The following is a 22422-nucleotide window of genomic DNA, read 5'->3' on the forward strand; positions in this document are numbered from 1 at the left end:
TCTGTTCTCTGACTAAAATGAAAAACCCCCGGAACCGTGAGGGTCCGGGGGTTTTGTTTTGGTAACGGTCGGCTGCTTACCACTGCATCTGGAAGCTGACCTTGCCGGTGAGGCCGTAGCTGTCGCCGAAGTTTTCCAGCCCGGTCGAGGCCGTTACGTCGCCATTGATGCCGAGCTTACCGTTCAGCCAGGTATAGCTGCCGCCAATGCCGATCTCGCCCGTCCAGTCGCCGTCATCCGTCGACATGTTGACGCCCGAGACCCGGACTTCGCTCGGGTCGTTAGTGAAGTCGTAATACACATTGGCGATGCCGTGGAACGAGGCGCTCCGGGCTTCACCCGTAGCGGTGGTCCAGTCGGTGCGGTAATCGGTCTGCAGACCCATGCGGGCAGCAAGACTGTCGCCGTTCACCAGCGATACGTCTTCATTGTAGACGCCGGTGAAATCATCGAAGTTGACCGAACCCCAGGTGAGCTGCGCCTGCGGGGTGACCGCCCAGCCCGGCGCCACGTCGAAGCGGTATCCGGTCTCAGCCGACAGCGAATAGCCATAGGACTGCTGCATGCTGAGCGTCGGCATGCCGGCGATCGTGATGTCATTGTTGATGACATTGCCGAAGGCCTGACCGTCGAGATAGAAGCCGTTAGTGCCGTACCAGGTCATCGTCGCGCCCATGCCGAAGAGCTGGGTGACGACATCGCCGCCGCCGACGCGCGAGCTGACATCGGCCGAGGCGTTGGCATACTGGAATACCAGGCCGCCAACCGCAAAGCCGCTTTCGGTCTCGCCGAACTGCGCGTCCACGCCCATGCGAAGCCGGTAGATATCGGCATTGTAAGAGGCGTTCAGCGTGCCTTCGGTGCCGTCATAATGCTCGCGACCGCCGGTGAAATCAGCCCAGACATAGCCCGGATCGGCAACATCCCCGAGGTTCCAGTAGCGCTCGCCGACGCGATCCTGCAGCGAGTCGGGGCGGTTCAGCGTGAGCATCAGCTCGGGCAGAGCCTCGTAGACCGGCGTCGCATTGGAGAAATCGCCAGTCAGGAAGTACTGGTTGCCGACCTCGCTTAGAGCGTAGGCATAGGCGCCCGAGACATTATAGCCGGGCAGCACGAAGGTGCCCTGCTCGCCGCCGTCAAGCGTGATGATCTCGATTGCCTTGCCCGAGGCATAGCCAGTCGACAGCTCGTTCAGCGACAGCGTGGTGACGCCGCCGAGATTGGCGCCGTTGACCGTGAGCGAGTCGCCGATCGCATTGGCCAGATCGACATCGATCGCCAGCGTGCCGCCGCCGGTGAGGTTGCCGGTCACCGTCATGGCATCGCCCGTCGCCCCGTTAACCGACGACAGCGTCGAGCCGGGGTTCAGGAACATGTTGCCGTTAAAGGCGGTGCTCTGGTTGACCTGGAGCGTGGAGTTATTGAGGTAGATCCCCTGCGATGCGTCCGCGGTCGAACCGACGGTGATCGCCCCGCCCGTCAGCGTCAGCATGGTGTTATCGAGGCTGAAGGTTTCCCAGTTGGCGATCAGCGAGCCCGCCGTCGTCGCCGAAACGCCGTTAAAGGTCAGCGCATCAACGCCGGCGCCGCCATCAAACACCTCGGTGCCATCATAGATCGCGCCGCCGCCGAGATAGGCCGTATCGTTGCCGGCGCCGCCGTAGAAGCCGCTGTTGAGCGCGCCGCCGGTCCAGTTGAAGGCATCATTGCCGTCCTCGCCCTGGATATCGCCGGTCCAGGAGCCGCCCGCAAGGTTGAAGGCGTCATCGCCGGCGCCAAGCCATGCCGTACCGACAACCGTACCGGTCGTGGTCACGGTGACCGCGCCGTCCAGATCGACAAGCGCCATGCCGTCATGACCGCCGGAAGCCGTGATCGCGGCATCGGAGCCGATCATCACCGTGCCGGTCTGGCCGGCTTCGGACTCGGTCTTGATGCCGATATCGGCCGCCACCGAACCGCCAAGCGCGTTGACGGCGTAGGTTGCGTCCGAACCAAGCGTGAACGTGCCGAGGCCGATCGCCGCGCCGGAAGCGGTCGCGGAAACCGAACCGCCGTTCATCGTCAGGCTGGCCATGCCGCCATTGTTGACCTGGGCGAGAGCTGCGGCCGCGAAGATATCCCCGGAGGAGCTAGCCTCGAGCGCGATATCGCCAGCGGTCACAACCGTCGCATTGCCGTTTTCCGCAAGCGCGCCGATGCCGATGGCCGTGGCAACAGGGCCGCCATCTGCAATCGTCTGGATGTAGGAGCCGGCTTCGGACGTGGCGTAGGCATCGCCGGTGCCATGGGCCTGGCTGCCCACCCCGATCGAGCTTGCAAATCCATTGTCGGCCCCCACCGTCGAGTTGACCGAAGCCGTCGACTTGACTTCCGTGACAGCGTCGCCGGCGCCATCGGTCTCGGTGCTGAGGCCCGTTCCTTCTGCATCACCGCTGATGCTACCCGCTATTACCGAGGCGACGCCGCCAAGGATGGAGTGGGCCGTTCCATCGCCCACGGCAGCATTTTCGATGCCGATCGATTCTGCATAGAAACTCGCAGCGGTGATCGCACTGATCGAAGCGCCCTCCTCCACGAGCAGTTGCGCCCTGCCCTCTTCGGTCATGTTGCGCAGCCCTGTGGCAGAGGCATCAAGAGCCCCGATAATACCGACCTTGACGTCGCCCGTCCCCAACACGATCATGTCGGCGTCGCCGAGGCGGGAGCTGTTCCACACTCCGCCGGCAATAACATCACCGGTGCCCTCGGCATCGGCGGAAATCAGGCCGCCCAGCATAGCGGTTGCCGAGCCACCGGCGCTGTGGGCGAAGTTGGTCGCAGCCACCGCCCGCGCCTCATCGCTCGCCGACGCCTTCGCTAGCAGCGTGCTGCCGACACCAAGATCAAGAAAGGCTTCGCCAGCGCCATGCACTTCGTTGGCCACGGTGCGCGCCGTGGCAATTTGGCCTTTGGCCTCGGCCGAAGCGAGGCTGGCATCGAGCAGTTCGACAAACGCGTCGCCGTCATTGGCAAAGTTGTTGAGAGCCCTTGCCTCGGCAGATGCCGTACCGCTGATCGCGGTTGCGCTGACGCTGCCCGCCTCAGCAAGGGCAAGGCCCGCAAAGCCGGAACCCGAGACATTGCTGAACCCGGCCGCATTGGCATCGAGCGCACCTTCGGCAAAGGCAGTGACCCTGCCGGCACCCGCAACCACGCCCTTGGCCAGGCCGGCGGTGTTGGTGTTTTCTATCGCGACGGCCGTGGCGATGTCATTCTTGCTCGTGCCTTCCGCGATCACTTCCGCCGATTCCGAAAGTTCGATCACGGCCTCGCCGCCCGCGGCAGCGTTGACGACGCCAAACACTTCGGCAGCGCCTGAGGCTTCAGCCGTACCCGAAACCAGCCCCTTGATCGCAGCGTAGGCCAGGCCAAGCGGGTCCTTGGCAGCGTTGCTGACGCCGGTCACGTAGGCGGTCGTTCCCGCCTCATCGACGGTTCCGACATCGACCACGCTGCCCGCATCGATTTCAACACCGGCCGTGCCGGCCCCGCTCAGGGTGTTCATGATGCCATAGGCGTAAACATCGCTGCCGCTGACGTCGACGGAAACATCGCTTGCGCCCAGCAGGCGAACAATGGCGTCGTCGCCGACCGCGACGGCCATGATCCCGGTCGCCGTGGCGCTGCCGTCAACGCTGTCCGCCGTGGCAGTGATCGTGCTGCCATTGTCAAGCTCGACCCGGCCGCCGCCATTATAGGAGAAGTTGCGAACCGCAAGCGCGGTGGCATCAAGCTCGCTTTCAGCCAGGGCAACCGCAGTCGATCCATTGTCCAGCGCGGTGCGCGCCTCTCCAAGCGACGTGAAGGTGTTGACCGCAAGAGCGTTGGTGTTCTGCGAGGTGCTGAACGCCCCGGCGGCAACGCTCGACATATCGTCGATGACGGTGGAAGCGTCGCCCGCCGTCGAAGCGTTGAGAACGCCGGTCGAACTGGCGGCAAACCCGCCAAGACCGGCGCTCGCCGCGCCCGTCGCCCTGCTGGTGATGACGCTGCCGCCGCGAATGCGGATCCGCGCTTCGGTTTCGGCCCGGTTTTCGATTGCGGTTGAGACCGCGTAGCTGTTGGTGCTGGTGACGGAGGCCATAATCGTGCTGGCATCAGCACCGACGCCGGCGCGACCCGTGGTAGCGGTGTTGTCAACCGCTGTGGCTTGCACAACGCCGGTGCCACTTGCCGTCGCGGTAATCCCGCTTTCGTCCAGAACAGTCGTTGCCTCAGGGCCGCCGCTATTGATGACGCCGGAGGCAGTGGCATTGCCCGATTCAATGGTAGCTTCGGAGATCACATCTCCATCTTCGGTAACAAAAACGAACGCATTCTGTGTATCCGACGCGTTGCGGATCGCAGTTGCAGAAGCCTGCAAGCCACTGCCAAGAACCGTAACAGTTTCAGCTGTTGCGGAAACTGATCCCGCGCCTTTGATTGTGGCCTCGGCCACACCACCGATGCTCTGGTTGTCGATACCAAAAGCTGTGGAGGTCTCTACCGAAGTCGCCAATGAGGTCAGCGTTGCGTTGTCAATGATGGTTTTGACGCCGCCGTCACCGGCCGTGTTGGAAACGCCCGTCGAAGTCGCACGGAGACTCGCGAGTGTTGTATTGCCGGCCGAGGCGGTCACGTCGGCATCGTCCGACAAGGACACATAACCAAAGCTGGAAGCACCGGACGTTTCGACGCTGATCGCGGTTGCCTTATAAACGCCCAGATTGCCGAGGTCCTGGTTGACGCTGTTGGACGCCGTGATCTGGCTTGCGCCATCAACGGTGACCGAACCGGTATTGCCCACGCCGCTACCCGTCAGGCGTACGCCGAACGCATTGTTGCCGCCGATGCTGACGGATGAACCGCCGGTGATCGTCGCCGCCATTTCAGAACCATCGGCATTGCCGTTCACGATAACGGCGCTGGTGCCGGGCGTCAGCGCTGACCCGATGCTTACCGTCGTACCGTCAAGGTTGACCGTACCGATATGATCGGCAGTGCCGCCTGGCGCAAGCGTGACGACAATATTGGCTGTCGCAAGGAGCCCACCCCGCACCTCGCCGCCGGAAAAGTTTGCGGCTACCGCACCATCGCCTTGAAGCACGACCGGCCAGTAAATCCTATCGTAGCTGTCGGCGTTGAGGGTAAGCGCATTGCCGCCGCTCGAGGTGAGCCTCACGCCAGTGAAGCTAAAATTATACCAAGCATCGCCGATTTTCATGCCGGGATCATTGAGCGTAACAGTCGCACCCTGCAGGTTATTATAGGTGATGCCGACCGGCTTATTGCCGGTACAATCGATCACCGCATTGGCGCCACTCACCGATCCGCACTCATTCGCCGCAAATGCAGTCGAAGCACCCGCGCTGAAATAAGCCGCACCTGACGAAAGCGCCAGCATGCTGAGCGCTATCACCGATGCGGTTGCGCGCGGCGCGTAGCTCGCTGCCTTGCCCGCGACCTTGGTCATACGCCCGCCGCGCAGGTTCTCTCTCGACAATGTCATGTAGCCCCCCAATAAAGCTAATAAGCTGATTCCTGATTTAGCGAGATGACATTAAGCGCACAGAAATACAAGCAGATTCGATAGCAATCGCTAACATTTAAGGACGTGGCGCATCAAGCAAACCTGCGTTGAGCACGGACGCATGAGCCACTGCCTTGAAGCGATGGATTGTCCGGAAGCGACACGTTTCACTAACCCGGACGGATCGATCTTCTGATTAAGGGGAAAAGGAGGCCGTGTATCGCCTGAACGTACCCAATGATGTGCCGAACGTCCCGAAATAGCTTTCGAATCGCAGATGTCTCGCCTGCTTCAAAGGCCGGCGAAAGCGCCCATGCCCGGCAGCCGGCATCGCGTATTGGAGATGGTGAAGATCAAATGCAACGTCTGGCACAGAACCAACTCCGCGCTCTCATCAGCACAGTGAAATCAAGATCCCTATTCTGCGTTCAGGGTATCCTGACATACTTGCGAGAACGCGTGCTTCCTGTTTTTCAGGCAGCTCTTGATTGTGAATGGGTTTAGCCCACCGCAGACTTCTCTCATTTCTGACTGGCACATGCTGGCGGTGACCCAAAAGTCCTGACAAACGGGAGACAGTTTCGAGCTGTTCTCCTCGACGCATGCCGATATGGCATCAGGTGTAAGTCGCCATGGCCGTAGACAGATCGAACGGATTTCCGCTCCGCACGTTTCTTTGACCGCAGCCGATGGCGCGGCGGCCGTGGCGGCCTGCTGCGAGATGAGCACGCTCAAGGCTACGATGATCGCTCGGCACCAAGGAAAACGACGGCCCGCACGTGGCGCAGGTCTCGCATTCTGCTTGAAGCTGGTGTTTGGTTGGAAGCGCCCTTCGGGTTGGATCATGGGGGGCAATCTCCTGGTTATCGGTAGGAAGGCATCAGGGCGTGATGCGCGGCTTGGGCTTCTTGTCGGTCCATTCCGGTGGCAGCCCGTAATTGGCCGCAATGGCGCCCATCACTCCGGGCGCCCGGCCAAAGGCATCACAGGCGGGGTATTTGGGTTTTCCGCCCAGCCAGGATTGCACGCCGTGCCTCGTTGGAAGGGAAATGTCCCACATCTTCGGCTCCTTGCCGGCGATCAGCATGTCGGAAAAGTCATTCGCGAACCTGGATGCGAGGCCATAGGCGTCGCCCACCTCTGAAACGCGAGGATTGTCCTGGAACGAATTTGCCCCGCGCGCCCAGACGATCGCCGCGCGCTGGACGCCGCCGCTGTCAACCGCCTCCGCTTCAACCGCCAGCCCGCCCAGGCCGATGGGCAGGCGTGGCACGCCGAGAAAGGGAACATCGCCGGGTATGGCGAATCCGCCGCCCACGGTCACGACACTTGCAATGCCCGCCGCCACCTTGTTCGTCGGAACAACGTTGGTGATGACGGACCGGATCGTGATATCCGCCGGCTGGCCGGCTGGAAGCATCTTATATTTGTCGCTCAGCGCGACGCAGAGTGCCCGATCCAATGCATTGGACACCAGTGCACGGTCGGCTTGTGATTCGACACGGGATGCGGCGCCAGATGCGTAGCTGGTCGGTACGATGCTGGCGGACTTCACCGCGGCCAGACCTTTGCCATCCACGTAAATTCGCTTCTTTGACAGCGTTCCCTTGGAAGCGCCGAGATTGCTGTAGGAGGTCAGCGTTCCGGCGTTCTTCAGAGGCACCGAGGCACATCCGGATATCGCAACAATCACCGGCAAGGCGAGACTGAGACCTCTGAACCGAAACGTCCGGAGCGATTCGGCAAATCCTCGGAACGAGAAGATTGATGGAACGTTGCGCACGCTTCATAGCCTCCGTCACAAATGCTGGCGGAAGGTTGCGGGCGCAGGATTGCCGCAGCATTACAGGCTGTTCGAACGGCGGCGATTCTGCCGTTGGCATGGGCGGATGGAGGTTCAAGCGCGCGTTGTTGGGGGATACCGCCCACCGAATTATGTTCTATGACCAGTCAGGCATCCCGCAAGACGAATGCCAGGATGCTGGCAATCCCAAGCGCGAGCGTTGCCGCCGTGAGGAGTCCCAATCCAAGCCATGGTGAAACGTCATCGGGTAGCTGGATGACCGTATAGGCCTTCTGGCCGGCCGTAATCGGCCAATACCGCGCGAACCAATCGCCGATCGGGCCCGGTATGGACGGTGCGATGGCTGGCGTGAGCAGGGTGATGCCGACAAGGGCCGCCAGGCTCACGGCGGTCGACCGCGTAAGGACGCCAACAGAAAGCCCGATGACGGCGATGAGCGCGACGTAAAGCGCGGCTCCGACGAGCGCCCGGGCGACACCCGAACCGCCTATGCTCGCGATCGGAAGACCGGCATCGCCGAGCGCCATTTGCACCGCCGTGAAGCTGATCAGCGCCGTGGCAAGTCCGGTGCCAAGCCCGATGGCAGACACCACCGCCGCCTTCGCTATCAGAAGGCGGGGTGTTGACGGGACGATGGCGAGACTGGTCGCGATCATTCCGGTCTCATATTCAGACGTGATGGTTAGCGCCCCCAGCATGCCGACCAGGAGCTGAGCGAACAGCAAGCCCTTCAGGCTCTCTGCCGTCGGATCCCAGTATTCGGGCAAGTCTGTCGGCCGTGCGCCGATCAGGTCGGACACGCCGAGAAGCCCCAGCAACACGCTTGCGAGCATCGCGCTTGCCACCAGCAACCATGTGGTTCTGACGCTGGAGAGCTTTGTCCATTCGGAGCGCAGGATGCTCATGCGACATGGCCCTTATCATCGCGCGCGTCGCGCGTGAGGCGAAGGAAGACATCTTCCAGCGAACCGCGGACCTGGGTCAGTTCTTCGAGGACAATCGCCTCCCGGGCGGCGATCCCGCCGACGGTCTTCGCGTCGACGCCGGTGATGAGAAGGCTCGATGTCGAGTCGTCTTCGCAAGCAATGCCGGCGCGGCCCAGAGCCGTTGCAAGCTGGGTTCGCGAAGGGGTCCGAACCGCGACAGCGCCCGGCGCATGAAGCCGGATGAACTCCGCCAGCGTGCAGTCCGCGATCAACTGACCTTGTGTGATGACGACCAACCTGTCCGCCGTCAGTTCCATTTCCGACATCAGATGGCTCGAAAACAGGATGGTGCGTCCGTCATTCGCCAGAGTTCGCAGCAAGGTTCGCATCCAGCGGATTCCTTCCGGATCGAGACCGTTGAGCGGCTCGTCAAGGACCAGAATGCCTGGATCGCCGAGCAAAGCCGTCGCAATGCCCAGCCGTTGGCTCATCCCGAGCGAGAAGGTTCCCACCCGGTGGTGGGCGGCGCTCGTGAGGCCCACAAGGTCCATGACTTCGCGAACCCGCGCCTTGCCGAGGTCCGCAGCGTGTGCGAAGGCGAGCAGGTGGTTGAATGCGGTACGATGCGGATGCGTCGCCCGCGCATCCAGCAATGCGCCGATGGTCCGCGCCGGATCATTCAACCGGGCGATATGATGACCGGCGATCGTAATTTCGCCCGAGGTTGGTTCGGTCAACCCGAGCAGCATCCGCAAGGTCGTGCTCTTGCCCGCTCCGTTGGGGCCGAGGAAGCCGGTAATGACACCCGGCTCCGCGGTGAATGACAGGTCCTTCACCACGAGCTTATTGCCGTATCTCTTGGTCAGTCGATGCGCTCTGATGCCGACTGCGGTTCGTTTGTCGGGAGGTTGGTTGGTGTGACGCACCTCCCCGTCCGCAAGCGGAAGATGTGCAGTCGATTGGATATCCTGCGCCGTTGCACACGGTTGGGATCGGCAAGGACCGATAATGCTCATGCCGGCCTACCCCAGGACGTAGACATAGGCATAGACGTAGGCGCATTCAGGGTTGATCGGCCCCGTCACGGGTTGCACGCTGCCGCCAAAGGCTTTCGAGACCGGGGCTGCGGCAATTGTTGCCAACGAAGCAGCGAGCAGTGCACGGCGTGTCAATGGGAACTGTCCGCGTCTTTGCACGGCGATGGGATCTTCGTGATCGGCAGTCATGCTCACTCCGGGAAAGGGTGCGCCCTGCCGGGCAATCAAAGCGGGCGGCTTCGGCTGCTCGGCAGGACACCCCCAATGTCTGGTCAAAAGGGGTTGCGGGGATCGGCCAGCAGCGCCGGATCCGGGACAACCGATTGGCTCGCCACATTTGCCAGCATCTGATGCGCCATGTGGAATCCGAAATCTTCCGAGATCGCCTTCTTCCAATGTCGCGACAGGATGTTATGGGTCGCCCAGCGCGTGTAGCGCGGCCGTTTCATCATGTAGCGGGCGAGGTCCCAGGCCCTGTCGAGAAGCGCGTCCCGCGGAAAGATCTCGTTGATGAGTCCGTGCTCGAGGGCCTCTGGCGCCGGAATGGATTTCGACGCGTAGATAGAATAGGCGGCGCGCTTTGGCCCCATCAGGGCTTGCAGCGCCATGCCCTGCCCGTCGCCCGGGGGGCTTCCCAACCAGAAGTGGGGGTCCATGAAATCCGCGTCCGGCGCTGAAAAGGTGACGTCGGACAAAAGCGCGAATTCCGTGTGGACGCCGGGACCGTTGACGGCCGCGATGGTGGGCATGTCGATGCCGTAGATGAAGTTTTCGATATGCTTCCACCCGTCCATCATCCGCTGGTAGATGTGGTCCGGGTCCAGCTCCGCCGCCGGTTTCGGATTGAGTCCTTTCGGATCGCCCATCATCCATTGGTCGCCCGTGCCGGTCAGGATCAGCACCTGGTTCTCGGGATCGTTGCCGACATCCTGCCAGACGCGGGCCCAGGCGTTGTGGGCGGCGTGGGTATGTCTGTAGGGACCGTCGTCGGTGTGCATGCGCAGCTCGATGATGCCGCCCTCGCGCCGCATCCTGAAGAAGCGCTCGTAGCGCTTCGCGTAGTCATCGAACGATGTCGGTGCGGCATAACCCGTCCATTCCGCGCTCGGATCCCAGGTCATGAGCACTGCCTCCGGTAAGGGGTGGCGGAAGCTGCGATCGAGATGGGCGCAAGCAACGCGGCCGTCAGCGAAGTCGAGCGGCCTCTTGCCCGTGATGTGCGATTGTCGGTTCTCATGAAATCTGCTCTCGTTTCAATGCGGCCGCAGGCTGCGGCGATGGTTCGCGAGCAAAGATGGAACGGAAGAATTGCGGGGACATTACGGGCCGCGCCATGGATGCCGACGGATGCCCCCGTCAGCGAAATATTCTCTTTTCGGGACCTGAGGACCGCTCTTAAAGCCTAAAGCCGCATTGTTACCCTGGTGCCGCTGGAGCTGCTTTCGATACTGACATGCCCGCCATGTCTTTCGGTAATCTGCTTTACCAGGCTTAGTCCAAGGCCTGCTCCCCGGCTGTTCGGAACCACGCGATAGAAAGGCTCGAACACCAGGTCCTGATGATCCGCCGCTATGCCGGGGCCTTCATCGCTCACGCTGATTTCGCCGTCCGCCGACGCTGAAACCGTGATTGTCCCATGGCCGCCGCCGTGCTCGATGGCGTTGCGGATGAGATTGCCGATCGCGCGGCGCAGGGCGGCGATGTCGCCTTTGCGCTCGACGGGCATGTCGCCGCCATGAAACGAAATCTCGTACCCCGCCGCGATGGCGAGCGGTGCGAGATCCGCCACCGCTATGCGCGCGATATCGACGAGATCCACCGTTTCGGCGAGATCGATCGTCTGGCCGCCGCGCTCGAAATCGAGAAGCTGCTCCGCCATATCCGCCAGGCGCGCGACATCATCCAGCAATCGCCTGCGCTCCGGCCCGTCGGACAGGCCCTCGATGCGCGTCTGCATGATGGCGATCGGCGTCCTGAGTTCATGCGCCGCGTCGATCAAGAAGCGCTGGCGTTTCCCGAACTCGTTTTCGATACGCTCGAGCGCGCCGTTGAACGCTACCACGAGAGGCGCAACCTCCTTGGGAATGCCGGCGACCGGAAGCCGGTCCCCACGCTGCTGCAGCTCGATCTGCGATGCCATGTCAGCGACGTCGCTGACGCGCGCGATCGCACGCCCGACGATGCGGGGAACCGCAAGAAAGATGGCCGGCAGCGCGATTGCAAGCAGCGAGAGGTAGATCGGATAGGCCTCCGCGAGGATCGCAAGAACAGGCCAGCCTTTGCCGGCGGTACCGCCAAACAGGATCCTGACGTCGCCGATCGGCGTCTCGACGTCCTCGATCGAAGCGATTTCACGTACACCGCTTGCCCCGCGAATATCCGCTGAATGGAACAGGCTCACGAGCGGCGCGATGGCGGCGTAATTTGCGGGGACTGTTCCATGGGAGACGGAATCGCCGTTGGTTGTGGCGACCACGAACCAGAGCCCGTCGTTGCGCGCGATCAATGAACGAAGGGCCCGGGTCTCTTTAAGCCTGAGATCGCCTTCACGGTCGCGCTCGATCGCCTCCGCCACGGCGGATTTGACCGCTTGTTCCACGGCGACATTCGGCGAAAGCACCATCGTTGCATAGACGGAAAGCCCGACGATGACGACGGCAATCACCGCCGTGATCACGAGGCTGAGCTGCCAGCTCAATCGCCACCTGAGCGAGGGACTGGATTGGCGTCCGGCGCGCATCATTCCTCCCTCAGAAGATAGCCGACGCCCCGGATATTGTGGATCGTCACCCCGGCTCCGGCATCCGCCAGCCGCTTTCGCAGCCTCGAAATATGGGCATCAAGAGCGTTGGATTGTATTTCCTCCTCGTAATTGTAGACCGCCTCCTCGAGCGTTGAGCGAAGAACGGTCTTTCCCTTCCGTCTGGCGAGCGCCTGAAGGACCAGAAGTTCACGCCGGGGAAGATCGAGCGGCACGGCGCCAGCCATTACATCGAGATGCAGCGGGTCGATGTGCAATCGCCCGACCCGGATAGTCTGTTCCTCCAGGGTTTGCGGGCGCCTGAGCAGGGCGCGCACCCGCGCCATCAGTTCCTCGATGAGAAACGGCTTTCCGAGGTAATCGTCCGCGCCGAGGTCCAGCCCCTCGACGCGCTCCATCGGTTCGTTTCTGGCCGTCAGCACGATGACGGGCGTATCAATCCCGGCCCGCCTCAGCTTCGGAATGAAGGTCAGGCCTTCGCCATCGGGCAAGCGCCGGTCCAGCAGAATGGCGTCGTATGTGTTTTGAAGCGTGAGCTCGAATGCATCCGCGAGATACACGGCATGGTCGATGACAATGCCTTGCTTGCCCAGCGCCGCCGCCAGCGCATTCGCCAACTCCCTTTCATCTTCTATCAGCAGGAGCCTCATCGCTTCTCCGGGTTGTGCGCAGCGGCAGTCTTGCCTACCGAGATTGCAGCAGCATTACGGGGATAAAAGGGCTGCACGCTCCGGCAAGACGCTTTGGCCGAACGCTGGTGCCGGACCACAGGTTCATGGCGGACAAATCATTCCGGCGGCGCAATCGCCCGCCCTCGGAAATCGGCTTTTAAGCCTCTGTCTATTTGCTCTCGATCCGCCCCTCTGAGCCGGTTTCAGTTTCGCTCGTGATCGTGCTCCAGGCCGGATCATCCGGATAGAGCGCGGTTCTGAGATAGGCCCAGGTGATGCGCTGGATGGCGGCAACGCGTTCAGGGCTTTCGTCCGAGGTTTCCGCAGCGTCATAGCCCGATATGCCGCCGAAAATGTGCCCGGCATCCCTCACGGTCAGGAGCGATTTGGGGCCCGGAGCAAGCCGGTAGGCATCTGCCCGCCAGTCTGGGCGCTCGGAGAACATCGGGTTGATGTCCTTGTCGCCCGTCACCACCAGACAAGGCGTCGTCATGAAGCTGAAGTCGCTGTTGACCAGGGCCGGATAGCGTTCGGCTATCTTTGCGGACGCACCGCTTCCGCTGCCCGGCGGCGAGAACAGGACGGCCGCCTTTATTCGTGGCTCGGAAAGGTCCACGTCTTCACCGCTTTCGGGATCCTTCACGCGCATGCCGGCCAGCATGGCGACGGTGTGCCCGCCCAGGGAATGCCCAACCGCGGCGATGCGATTCCTGTCGATACGTCCCGCAAGGCCGGGGACGGCGGTTTCGATCTCATCGAGATGATCGATGATGAAGCGCATGTCCCTCGGGCGCGATTTCCAGAACAGCGGTCCCTCGGGACCGCTCGTATCGAGGCCGAGAGTCCTGGAGTTCTGGTGCGTTGGAACGATCACCACGAAGCCATGGGAGGCATAAAAATCGACCAGCGGGCCATAGCCTCGCATCGAGGCGATAAAATTGGACGAGCCGTGGCCGTGAGACAGCAGGATCACCGGCAGCTTGTCGCCCGTGGCAGGGACGACGACCCGCATTTCAAGCGGCGCCTGGCGGCCCGGGACCTCGAAGGTCACCGGACTGAAGGAAAGGATCGGGGTTGCCATCGGTACCGGCGGCCTGTCCGGTTTTACGGTTGGTTCGGACATGATCTTGGTCTCCATTCGCGGGAATGATGTTTTGGGTGACAGACCCTCGTTCAGACCGAGTCCAGAATATCCTGGATGAGACCGGCCTTCTGCAGGGGTTGCCATTGCAGCTTTTGTCTTGTCAGGACGCTGGAGGCCGGGACGTCCATCCGCGCAATCCGATCAAGCCAGCCGAAGTGGGATGCCGAGTCTTCTTCCGAAAGCGACCTCACCGGCACATCCAGCCGTTTGCCGATCGCTTCGGCGACGTCGCGGACTGTCACGCCTTCTTCGCTCACGGCATGGTAGCGCTCGCCGCTCGCGCCATTGTCGAGGACGAGGCTGTAAAGCCGGGCGGCATCAAGCCGATGAACCGCCGGCCAGCGGTTTTGTCCGTCGCCGACATAGGCCGAGACGCCGTGATTGCGCGCATGATCCATCAGGTAGGAGGCAAATCCCTGCCGGTTCCGGTCGTGGACCTGCGGCATCCTGATCACCGACACGCTGATGCCGCTGTCTGTCAAAGCCATGGCGACCTGCTCCGATACGCGCGGCATGCCGTGAGCGCCGGGCGGCAGGATATCGGTCTCCGTCGAAACCTGGCCCACGAGGGGCGGCAGTCCTGATGTGACGATGAACCTCTTGTTCGATCCGGCAAGGGCGCTGCCCATCGCCTCGATCGCGAGGCGGTCCATCTCGCAGTTTTCCGCCATGCGGGAGAAATCATGATCGAAGGCCGTATGGATAACGGCATCGGCTTGCTCCGCGCCAAGGCGCAGGCTCTCCAGGTCACGCAGATCGCCTTTCAGGACATCGCAACCGGCTTGCCGCAAGACTTCGGCTGACGGTTCCGACCGCGCAAGTCCCAGGACTTCGTGTCCGTCGTTGAGCAAGTTGGGCACGATCGCCGAACCGATGAAACCGGTCGCGCCGGTCAGAAAAATGCGCATTTCATATCCCTCGAATAAGTACCCTGGTTTCTCTACTGGCTTTTTGAAGCCCGGCGGCGTATTAAGCGGAACAGTCTTCCGCCTATATACGGAACATTGTTCCGTTTAACAAGCTCGTATCGGAGAATTTCAGGAATCCATGGCTGGCAGATCGTCGGGACGGAGCGTGCGCGCGGATGCGCAGCGCAATATCGAGACACTGGTGCGCACCGCGCGGGACGTGTTCGCCACATCGGGGGTCGAGGCGCCGATGCGCGAGATCGCGGAAAAGGCGGGCGTCGGGGTCGGGACCATCTACCGCAATTTTCCGCAGCGCTCCGACCTGATTGCGGCGGTGTTTCGCAGTGAGGTCGACGCCTGCGCGGACGCCGCGGCCTCTCTCGCCGAAGCCTATCCGCCCGCAGAGGCGCTCGACCGCTGGATGCAGCGCTATGTCGACTTCATCGTTGCCAAGCGCGGTCTGGCCGCCGCGCTCCATTCGGGCGATCCGGCATTCGAGGCTCTGCCCGCCTATTTCGACAGCCGGTTCGAGCCTGCGCTGCAAAGACTGCTCGATGCCGCCGTCGCCGCCGGAGAAATACGCCCCGACGCAAACCCGTATGACCTTCTGCGCGCGGTCGCGAGCCTCTGCATGCCGTCAAGCGATGGCAATCCAGCCGCCGCGCGCCGACTGGTCGCGCTGCTGGTTGACGGGCTGCGCTATCGCGCCGCCGGTCCGCAAGGCGCTGCGGGTCCCTCACATAAGCCTGAGTAGAGTGTTTCGTAGTCAGGTAGAAACAGCTGACGACGGCGAAAATTCGCCAGAACAAAGAGATAGAGCGCTTCTACCCGGATGGTGGCTGCTTTCCAGCCCTACGCCATGGGAGTAATCACCAGCTTCCCCTTGGGGTTGCCCGTCTTCTCAAGCGCGATGATCGCCGGGATTGCTTCGGACAGCGGCACGACACGACCGATCACCGGGGCGAGCCTGCCCTGCGCTGCCGCTTGGGAAATGCCCGCGAAACTTTCGGGGGTTGGATTGGCGATCACGATGTGATGGCGCGGTGAAAGCAGGCAGCCAATCATCTTGGCGGGCGTCGGAACGATGTGCAGTGACAGGCCGCCCTTCCGGAGCATTGCGCCACACTGGCGCAGCGACAGCGCGCCTGCGGTATCGAAAATGACATCGAACCGGCGTCGATAGGCCCCGACCTCGAAGGCGTTGTAGTCGATCACCTCGCTCACGCCCAGCGCCTTAGCCTCCGCGCGCCCGGAGGCGCGACAACTGCCGGTGACGATTGCGCCTTGCATGCGTGCGATCTGCACCGCCGAACGCCCCACGCCGCCCAGACACCCGGTGACAAGAACGGACTGCCCCGCACTCAGTTTCGCCTTTGCGATCAGCCCGATCCAGGCTGCCGAACCGACAACCGTCAGGGTTGCCGCCTGCTCGAACGTGATAGTGGTCGGCTTCAGCGCAACGTTTTTCTCGTCCGCCACGACATATTCCGCGAAAGCGCCGGCTTGCCGGATCGAGGCGGCACCGAAAACTTCATCACCCGCCTTGAATCGCTCGACATCGGGTCCGACCGCATCGACCACACCGGAAAAGTCATGGCCCAGACCGCGCGGAAAGCGCGAACCGGAGAGCATTTTCATTTCGCCGCGGCGGATCTTCCAGTCCATCGGGTTGACGGACGCGGCCTTGACGCGGACCAGAATCTGGCCGCGTCCGGGTTTCGGCTGATCCACATCGGCGAGTGAAAGCTCTTCCGGGTTGCCATACTTGAAATACTGGATGCGCTTCATGATGGGTTCTCGTCAATTTTCTCAAGCTTGAAATCAGTTGGCAGCGAGACACCCGACATCATCCCGCCCACCAAACCCAGAAAAAGGCGGCCCCAAGCACCGCCTCCGCGATGGCCGAACGAAAGATGCCCGCGCCGGCACGCCGCGCCGAAAATTCGAACATGCCCAGACCCGCAAGCAGCAGGGCCGTTCCGCCCATGACAAGGCACACCGCTGAGCGGATTTCCGAAGGGGCGGCCGTCCTGCCAAGGAAGAACATCAAGGCGATGCCCAGATACATCAGGCCCATCCGGCGAAACAGGATCAGCGCGCCAGCCGTGCTTTCGAGCCCCCACTCCCTGAGAACGCCGCCACCGAAGACGATGAAGCGGATGCCGAGAGCGCAACAGGCGACCGTCATCACCAGCGCCAATATCTCAAAGGTCAAACTCGATCTCCTCGTGCACATGAACGCTGAATCGCGAAAGCATCATAGGCCGTCGACTTCAGACGAACTATGCGTCAAAATCCGGCTTTTGTTGGAGATCATCCAGAATGGACCCGTTATCCGATATCATCTCCTTCCTGCGACTGCGGAGCTATCTCGTGGGCGGCTTCGAGGCCGGCGGCAAATGGTCGGTTGGCTTTGACGCCCATGAGGCCATCAAATGCTACGCCGTCACCGCCGGCGCGTGCTGGATCGCTGTGGAAGGCGGGGGCGCGCCTGTGTTTCTGCAGAAGGGCGATTGCTTCATGCTGCCGCGCGGCCAGCCGTTTCAGATCGCCAGCGACCTGAGCCTGCCGCCGGACGATTGGCGCCGCCACTTTCTCGGCGCCGAAGAAGGCGCGCTGGTGCAGCTCAATGACGGCTCAGGCGTGACCGTGCTCGGCGGCCATTTTGCGCTCGCGGGCCCGCAGGCCGAGATTTTGCTCGGCATGCTGCCGCCAATCGTCCATTTGCGCGGCGAGGCTGAAACGCTGCGCTGGGCCTTCGAGCGGATGCGAGAGGAACTGACCGATCTCAAACCGGGCGGCATTTTCATCGCGCAGCAGCTCGCCTCGATGATCTTCATCCAGGCGCTCCGCCTCTATCTCAACGAGAACAAGGGGACCGGCTGGCTGTTCGCGCTGACGGACCAACGGATCGGTGCGGCCATCAAGGCGATCCATAGGGATCCGTCGCGGCGCTGGACGGTGGAAACGCTTGCCACTGAGGCCGGCATGTCGCGCGCCAGCTTTGCGGCGCGGTTTCGGCAACTGGTCGGTGAAAGTCCGATCGAATATCTCACGCGCTGGCGAATGCGCCTCGCCGAACGCAGCCTGGAGCACGGCGAACCGATCGGCGCGATTGCCCTTTCGCTCGGCTATGAATCGGAAAGCGCGTTCAGAACGGCCTTCAAACGCGTGACGGGCACGACGCCCCGCCATCACGCGCGTTCGTCGGGCGGACCAGCGCAAGCCGCATTATTGTCTCAACGGCATGAAGTGGATCCGGCCTAGTCGAAGACACCCCCGGATACGGACAGTATCATTCCCACTCGATCGTGCCCGGCGGCTTTGACGTTACGTCGTAGACGACGCGGTTGATGCCGCGGACCTCGTTGATGATGCGGGTCGCGGCCTTGCCGAGAAAGTTCATGTCGTAGTGGTAGAAATCGGCCGTCATGCCATCGACGGAGGTCACGGCGCGCAGCGCGCAGACATATTCATAGGTGCGGCCATCGCCCATCACGCCCACGGTCTGGACCGGGAGCAGCACGGCAAAAGCCTGCCAGATGACATCATAGAGGCCGTTTTTCCGGATTTCGTCGAGATAGATCGCGTCTGCCTCGCGCAGGATGTCGAGCTTTTCCTTGGTCACGCCGCCGGGGCAGCGGATCGCAAGGCCCGGCCCCGGGAAGGGATGGCGGCCGATGAATGAATCGGGCAGGCCGAGTTCCTTGCCGAGCACGCGGACTTCGTCCTTGAACAGTTCGCGCAGCGGCTCGACAAGCTGCATGTTCATGCGCTCGGGCAGGCCGCCGACATTGTGGTGCGACTTGATGGTGACCGAGGGACCGCCGGAGAAGGACACGCTTTCGATGACATCCGGATAGAGCGTCCCCTGCCCGAGGAAATCGGCGCCGCCGAGCTTCTTCGCCTCGTCCTCGAAGGTCTCGATGAACAGCCGGCCGATGATCTTGCGCTTGGTTTCCGGATCGGCAACGCCTTCCAGCTCGCCCACGAACTTGTCGACAGCATCGACGTGGATGAGGTGGAGATTGTAGTGCTCGCGGAACATCGCGACCACTTCCGCCGCCTCGTTCTTGCGCATCAGCCCATGGTCCACGAGGATGCAGGTGAGCTGGTCGCCGACCGCCTCATGGATCAGAAGGGCTGCAACGGACGAGTCGACGCCGCCGGACAGCGCGCAGATGACCTTGCTGTCGCCGACCTGATCGCGGATCTTCTGCACCATCTCGGCGCGATAGGCCGCCATGGACCAATCGGATTTGAGCCCGACAATCTTGTGCACGAAATTGGCAAGCAGCTTGCCGCCATCGGGCGTATGCACCACTTCCGGGTGGAACATGGTGGTGTAATAGCGTTTTTCCTCGTTCACGCAGATCGCGAACGGAGCGTGCGGCGAGACCCCGATGATCTCGAAGCCCTCAGGCGCGCGGGTGACGCGGTCGCCATGGCTCATCCACACCGGATATTTATGACCGACCTCCCAGATGCCCTCGAACAGCGGCGAGGCCTTGAGGATCTCGACATCGGCCCGGCCGAATTCCGCCGCGTGGCCGCCCTCGACCGCGCCGCCAAGCTGGACGCACATGGTCTGCTGGCCATAGCAGATGGCGAGGATCGGCACGCCACTGTCGAACACCGCCTGCGGCGCGCGGGGCGAACCGTCGCGCGTCACCGAATCCGGGCCACCGGAGAAGATCACGCCCTTCGGCTGCAGCCGCTCGAACCCTTCCTCCGCCTTCTGGAACGGTACGATCTCGCAATAGACGCCGGTCTCGCGCACGCGGCGCGCGATCAGCTGCGTCACCTGGCTGCCGAAATCGATGATCAGGACGGAATCGGGATGGGAGATTTCTGGGGTCACGGCTGGGGCCTTCCTGTCGGTGAAAGCTAAAAACCGGCCTTATAGGGGAATCGCGCCCGTTTCAATGGCGCTTTCCAGCCGATCGATGGCCTCAGCCAGTTTTTCATCGATTATGTGCAGATATTGCGTCCAGTCATCGACCTGCTTCAGTTCGGCCTTGCCATCCGAGATGCCGCGCAGCGCGACCAGCGGCAGATCGAAGGCGTGACAGGCGCGCAGAAGCGCGAAGGTTTCCATGTCCACCATGTCGGCGTCGATCGCAAGATAGGCCGAACCGGACACGATGTTGCCGCCGGTGGAAAGCCGCGCCTGCGGCAGGCCCGGAATGAGGAATGGCAGCGCCACCTCAGCCGGCAGGTCGAGAAACGGCGTGTGGCCCTTCTCGAAACCGAGCGGCGAGGCGTCCATGTCGCGATAGGAGACCGATGACGCCTGGTAGATTTCCGTCTGCTCCAGCGTGGCCGAACCGGCGGAGCCGAGCGAGACCACGAGGTCGGGCAGACCGCCGCCGCTCTCCAGCGCGCCGAGCGTTCTCGTCAGCTGCACCGCCGCCTCCACCGGGCCGACGCCGGTCATCAGCGGCGCGATCCGGCTCTTCAGCCTGTCGCCATATTCGGCGGCGGCGGCCATGACGAACAGCACGCGCTTGCCCGCGATCAATTCAATCCGCATCAGCCCTGAAATCCTTCCCGGTCGCGCAGCACCATGCAGGTGCCGGACATGGAGGCAATCAGCTTTGCGGGGCCATCACCGATCGCATACCCCCTGCCATCGGTGACGATGATATTGGTACCGGGCTTGGTGACTTCGCCGCGAAACAGAAACCGCCCGCCCCTGCCCGGCGACATCAGATTGACCTTGAACTCGATGGTCAAAAGCGCGGCATCGGTATCGATCATGGTGTAGGCGGCATAGGTGCAGGCGGTCTCAAGCCCGGTCGCGATGACGCCGGCGTGGAGAATGCCATGCTGCTGGGTGAGCTTGGCATCGAAGGGCAGTTCGATTTCGACGACGCCATGGCTGATCCGCGTCAGCTCCGCGCCAAGCATCTCCATCGCGCCCTGGCTCGCGAAACTGTTCACGATCCGCCCGTGAAAATCGCCATGTTCGAAATCTGCCAATGCCCTGCCTTTACCGGAAACCGCCTTGTCAATGGGGCAAACCTGCCACGCCGCGGCGACTCCGGCAAGCTCAGTTGAGGTAGATCAGCGCGGCGTTGAGCAGGGTCGCGAAGGCGACCCAGAGGGCGTAGGGGGCGAACAGGGTGGCCGAGAGGCGATCGGTATGGCGCGTGGCGCCGATGAAGGCGAGGATGGCGAGCAGCAGCACCAATATGATGATCAGCGCCGGGACCATCATTTGCGCGCCGAAGAAGACCGGCATCCAGGCGATGTTCAGCACGAACTGCACGACCCAGAGGCCGAAGGCCCGACCATTCTCCCCACGCCGCAGGAAGCTGCGGGCGCCGGCCCAGCCGATGAAAACATAGAGCACCGTCCAGACCGGGCCGAACAGCCAATCCGGCGGATTGAAAGACGGTTTGGCGAGCGAGGCATACCATTCGCCCGGCATATTGAGGAAGCCGGCCAAGAGACCGGCGGCAAGGACGCCGATAATGAAGATCGCGTGGATGGCTCTGGTGTTTTTCATGGCGGTATAGATAGGATCGTCAAGCCGAATTGCCAGAGAGGCGCACGGCATGCTGATCGAAGGCCACGTCGTGGCGGCTGCCTGCGAAAATGCCATCATAGGTGCCGACGGCGAAGCCATGCGCGGCATCGGCTATGCCGGCGGCATTTTCAAGCTTTCCGGTCGAGACCACCCTGCCGGTCGCCTCCTCCAGCGTCACCGCCAGCCCCCTGGGCGAGGTCAGTCCGATCAGCCCGTCGCGCGGGTTGGCGGCGATCGCGCCGACATAATTGCCGAGACCGATCGTGACATCCTCCGGCAGCGGCGTGAAGGACAGGGCTTCGCCGGGGGCGATATGGCCGACCAGCGGCGGCGTCTCGTTGCGCGGCCCCTCGAACTGGCAGGCAAACCAGATGCGGCCTTCCGCCCCAAGTGCAAGGTGCCGGGTGGAGAGCTGGCTGAGGGCTGCGGGCAGCGCGTGCTTTTCGACAAGCGCCCCCGTGGCGGCATCGATCAGCGCCAGCGACGGCTCCATGTGATCGAGGTTCAGCTTTGTGCGGCCGAAATCCGGATGGGTTTCGATCCCGCCATTGGCGGCGATGAGATATCGTCCATCCGGCGTCATCGAAAGGTCGTGCGGGCCGACGCCATAGGTCGGGTATTCGCCGATCCGGATATAATCCTGCCGGGCATCATAGATGCCGATCATGCCGCGTCGGTTTTCGAAATCGTTTTCGCTGGCATAGAGAAACCGGCCATCCGGCGAAAATACCCCGTGGCCGTAGAAATGCCGGTCGGAGACGGCATTGACGATCGTCTCGCCGCCCGATGGCGACAACACCAGAATGAAGGTGCCGGGCCTGCGGGCAAACGCCGCCACCGTGCCTGTGGCAGGCGATACGGTGAGACCGTGAATTCTGTCTGGCAGCGCGACCTCGGATATGAACGCGCCATCCTCGCCCATCAACGCCAGCGCGAACCGGCCGTCCGGCGTCCTGATGCCGGTGGCGTAAACCGCGTCGGCGCGTTCCAGCGCGAAGGCGGCGGGGGCGGAAAGCCCGGCCAGGAAGAGGCTGCCTGCGGCCTTGACGAAACTGCGGCGATCGATCAGGGCCGAACGGGCGGGCATG

At 62.5% G+C, this 22422-nt stretch carries 19 protein-coding genes; 2 read left to right on the top strand and 17 right to left on the bottom strand.

Annotation, left to right across the window (positions count from 1 at the left end):
* Positions 1–76: 76 nt before the first annotated feature.
* The 10 genes from V6765_RS08575 to V6765_RS08620 form a co-directional block, all read right to left on the bottom strand.
* Positions 77–5530, bottom strand: a complete 5454-nt coding sequence (locus V6765_RS08575; RefSeq protein WP_448427749.1) for an autotransporter outer membrane beta-barrel domain-containing protein — start codon at positions 5528–5530, stop codon at positions 77–79.
* 901 nt (positions 5531–6431) lie between these two features.
* Positions 6432–7316: a DUF3313 domain-containing protein gene (locus tag V6765_RS08580; protein WP_448428764.1), complete on the bottom strand. Its 885-nt coding sequence runs from the start codon at positions 7314–7316 to the stop codon at positions 6432–6434.
* A gap of 185 nt (positions 7317–7501) precedes the next feature.
* A complete protein-coding gene (locus V6765_RS08585; protein ID WP_448427751.1) occupies positions 7502–8260 on the bottom strand; it encodes an ABC transporter permease in 759 nt (252 codons plus the stop codon).
* Complete coding sequence (locus tag V6765_RS08590) at positions 8257–9297, bottom strand: ABC transporter ATP-binding protein (protein ID WP_448427753.1); 1041 nt, start codon at positions 9295–9297, stop codon at positions 8257–8259. The genes V6765_RS08585 and V6765_RS08590 overlap by 4 nt, the downstream gene beginning before the upstream one ends.
* Before the next feature lie 6 nt (positions 9298–9303).
* On the bottom strand, positions 9304–9507 hold the full coding sequence (locus V6765_RS08595; protein WP_448427755.1) for a hypothetical protein: 204 nt from the start codon (positions 9505–9507) through the stop codon (positions 9304–9306).
* Positions 9508–9590: 83 nt separating this feature from the next.
* Positions 9591–10439 (bottom strand): enoyl-CoA hydratase/isomerase family protein, encoded by an 849-nt coding sequence (locus tag V6765_RS08600; protein WP_448427757.1) that lies wholly within the window; start codon positions 10437–10439, stop codon positions 9591–9593.
* Positions 10440–10720: 281 nt separating this feature from the next.
* Positions 10721–12058, bottom strand: coding sequence for a sensor histidine kinase (locus tag V6765_RS08605; protein WP_448427759.1), 1338 nt, complete (start codon positions 12056–12058; stop codon positions 10721–10723).
* Positions 12058–12729: a response regulator gene (locus V6765_RS08610; RefSeq protein ID WP_448427761.1), complete on the bottom strand. Its 672-nt coding sequence runs from the start codon at positions 12727–12729 to the stop codon at positions 12058–12060. Before V6765_RS08610 ends, V6765_RS08605 begins: the two co-directional genes overlap by 1 nt.
* Positions 12730–12919: 190 nt before the next feature.
* The gene (locus V6765_RS08615) at positions 12920–13873 is read right to left on the bottom strand and encodes an alpha/beta hydrolase family protein (protein ID WP_448427763.1); all 954 of its coding nucleotides are present in this window, start codon (positions 13871–13873) and stop codon (positions 12920–12922) included.
* 50 nt (positions 13874–13923) lie between these two features.
* The gene (locus tag V6765_RS08620; protein ID WP_448427765.1) at positions 13924–14802 is read right to left on the bottom strand and encodes an SDR family oxidoreductase; all 879 of its coding nucleotides are present in this window, start codon (positions 14800–14802) and stop codon (positions 13924–13926) included.
* Between the two features lie 139 nt (positions 14803–14941).
* On the opposite strand from V6765_RS08620, the gene V6765_RS08625 reads away from it, so the two are divergent.
* Positions 14942–15556, top strand: a complete 615-nt coding sequence (locus tag V6765_RS08625; RefSeq protein WP_448427767.1) for a TetR/AcrR family transcriptional regulator — start codon at positions 14942–14944, stop codon at positions 15554–15556.
* 98 nt (positions 15557–15654) lie between these two features.
* Here the strand turns inward: V6765_RS08625 and V6765_RS08630 are convergent, their stop codons facing one another.
* Both V6765_RS08630 and V6765_RS08635 read right to left on the bottom strand, forming a co-directional pair.
* A complete protein-coding gene (locus V6765_RS08630; RefSeq protein WP_448427769.1) occupies positions 15655–16590 on the bottom strand; it encodes an NADP-dependent oxidoreductase in 936 nt (311 codons plus the stop codon).
* Positions 16591–16648: 58 nt separating this feature from the next.
* Entirely contained in the window at positions 16649–17017 is a 369-nt protein-coding gene (locus V6765_RS08635) for a hypothetical protein (RefSeq protein WP_448427771.1), read from the bottom strand.
* A 107-nt stretch (positions 17018–17124) separates the two neighbouring features.
* Between V6765_RS08635 and V6765_RS08640 the strand changes: the two genes are divergently transcribed.
* The gene (locus V6765_RS08640) at positions 17125–18069 is read left to right on the top strand and encodes an AraC family transcriptional regulator (protein ID WP_448427773.1); all 945 of its coding nucleotides are present in this window, start codon (positions 17125–17127) and stop codon (positions 18067–18069) included.
* Positions 18070–18097: 28 nt separating this feature from the next.
* Here V6765_RS08640 and guaA read toward each other — a convergent pair whose 3' ends face one another.
* The 5 genes from guaA to V6765_RS08665 form a co-directional block, all read right to left on the bottom strand.
* A complete protein-coding gene (guaA, locus tag V6765_RS08645) occupies positions 18098–19663 on the bottom strand; it encodes a glutamine-hydrolyzing GMP synthase (protein ID WP_448427775.1) in 1566 nt (521 codons plus the stop codon).
* A gap of 39 nt (positions 19664–19702) precedes the next feature.
* On the bottom strand, positions 19703–20335 hold the full coding sequence (locus V6765_RS08650; protein WP_448427777.1) for a 5'-methylthioadenosine/S-adenosylhomocysteine nucleosidase: 633 nt from the start codon (positions 20333–20335) through the stop codon (positions 19703–19705).
* Positions 20335–20718, bottom strand: coding sequence for a PaaI family thioesterase (locus V6765_RS08655; RefSeq protein WP_448428766.1), 384 nt, complete (start codon positions 20716–20718; stop codon positions 20335–20337). The genes V6765_RS08650 and V6765_RS08655 overlap by 1 nt, the downstream gene beginning before the upstream one ends.
* A gap of 136 nt (positions 20719–20854) precedes the next feature.
* A complete protein-coding gene (locus V6765_RS08660; RefSeq protein WP_448427779.1) occupies positions 20855–21313 on the bottom strand; it encodes a TspO/MBR family protein in 459 nt (152 codons plus the stop codon).
* Positions 21314–21332: 19 nt separating this feature from the next.
* Positions 21333–22421 carry a DUF1513 domain-containing protein gene (locus V6765_RS08665; RefSeq protein ID WP_448427781.1) on the bottom strand — a complete coding sequence of 363 codons (1089 nt, stop codon included), beginning with the start codon at positions 22419–22421 and terminating at the stop codon, positions 21333–21335.
* Between the last annotated feature and the right edge of the window lies 1 nt (position 22422).

The sequence above is a fragment of the Martelella sp. FOR1707 genome (genome assembly GCF_053484265.1).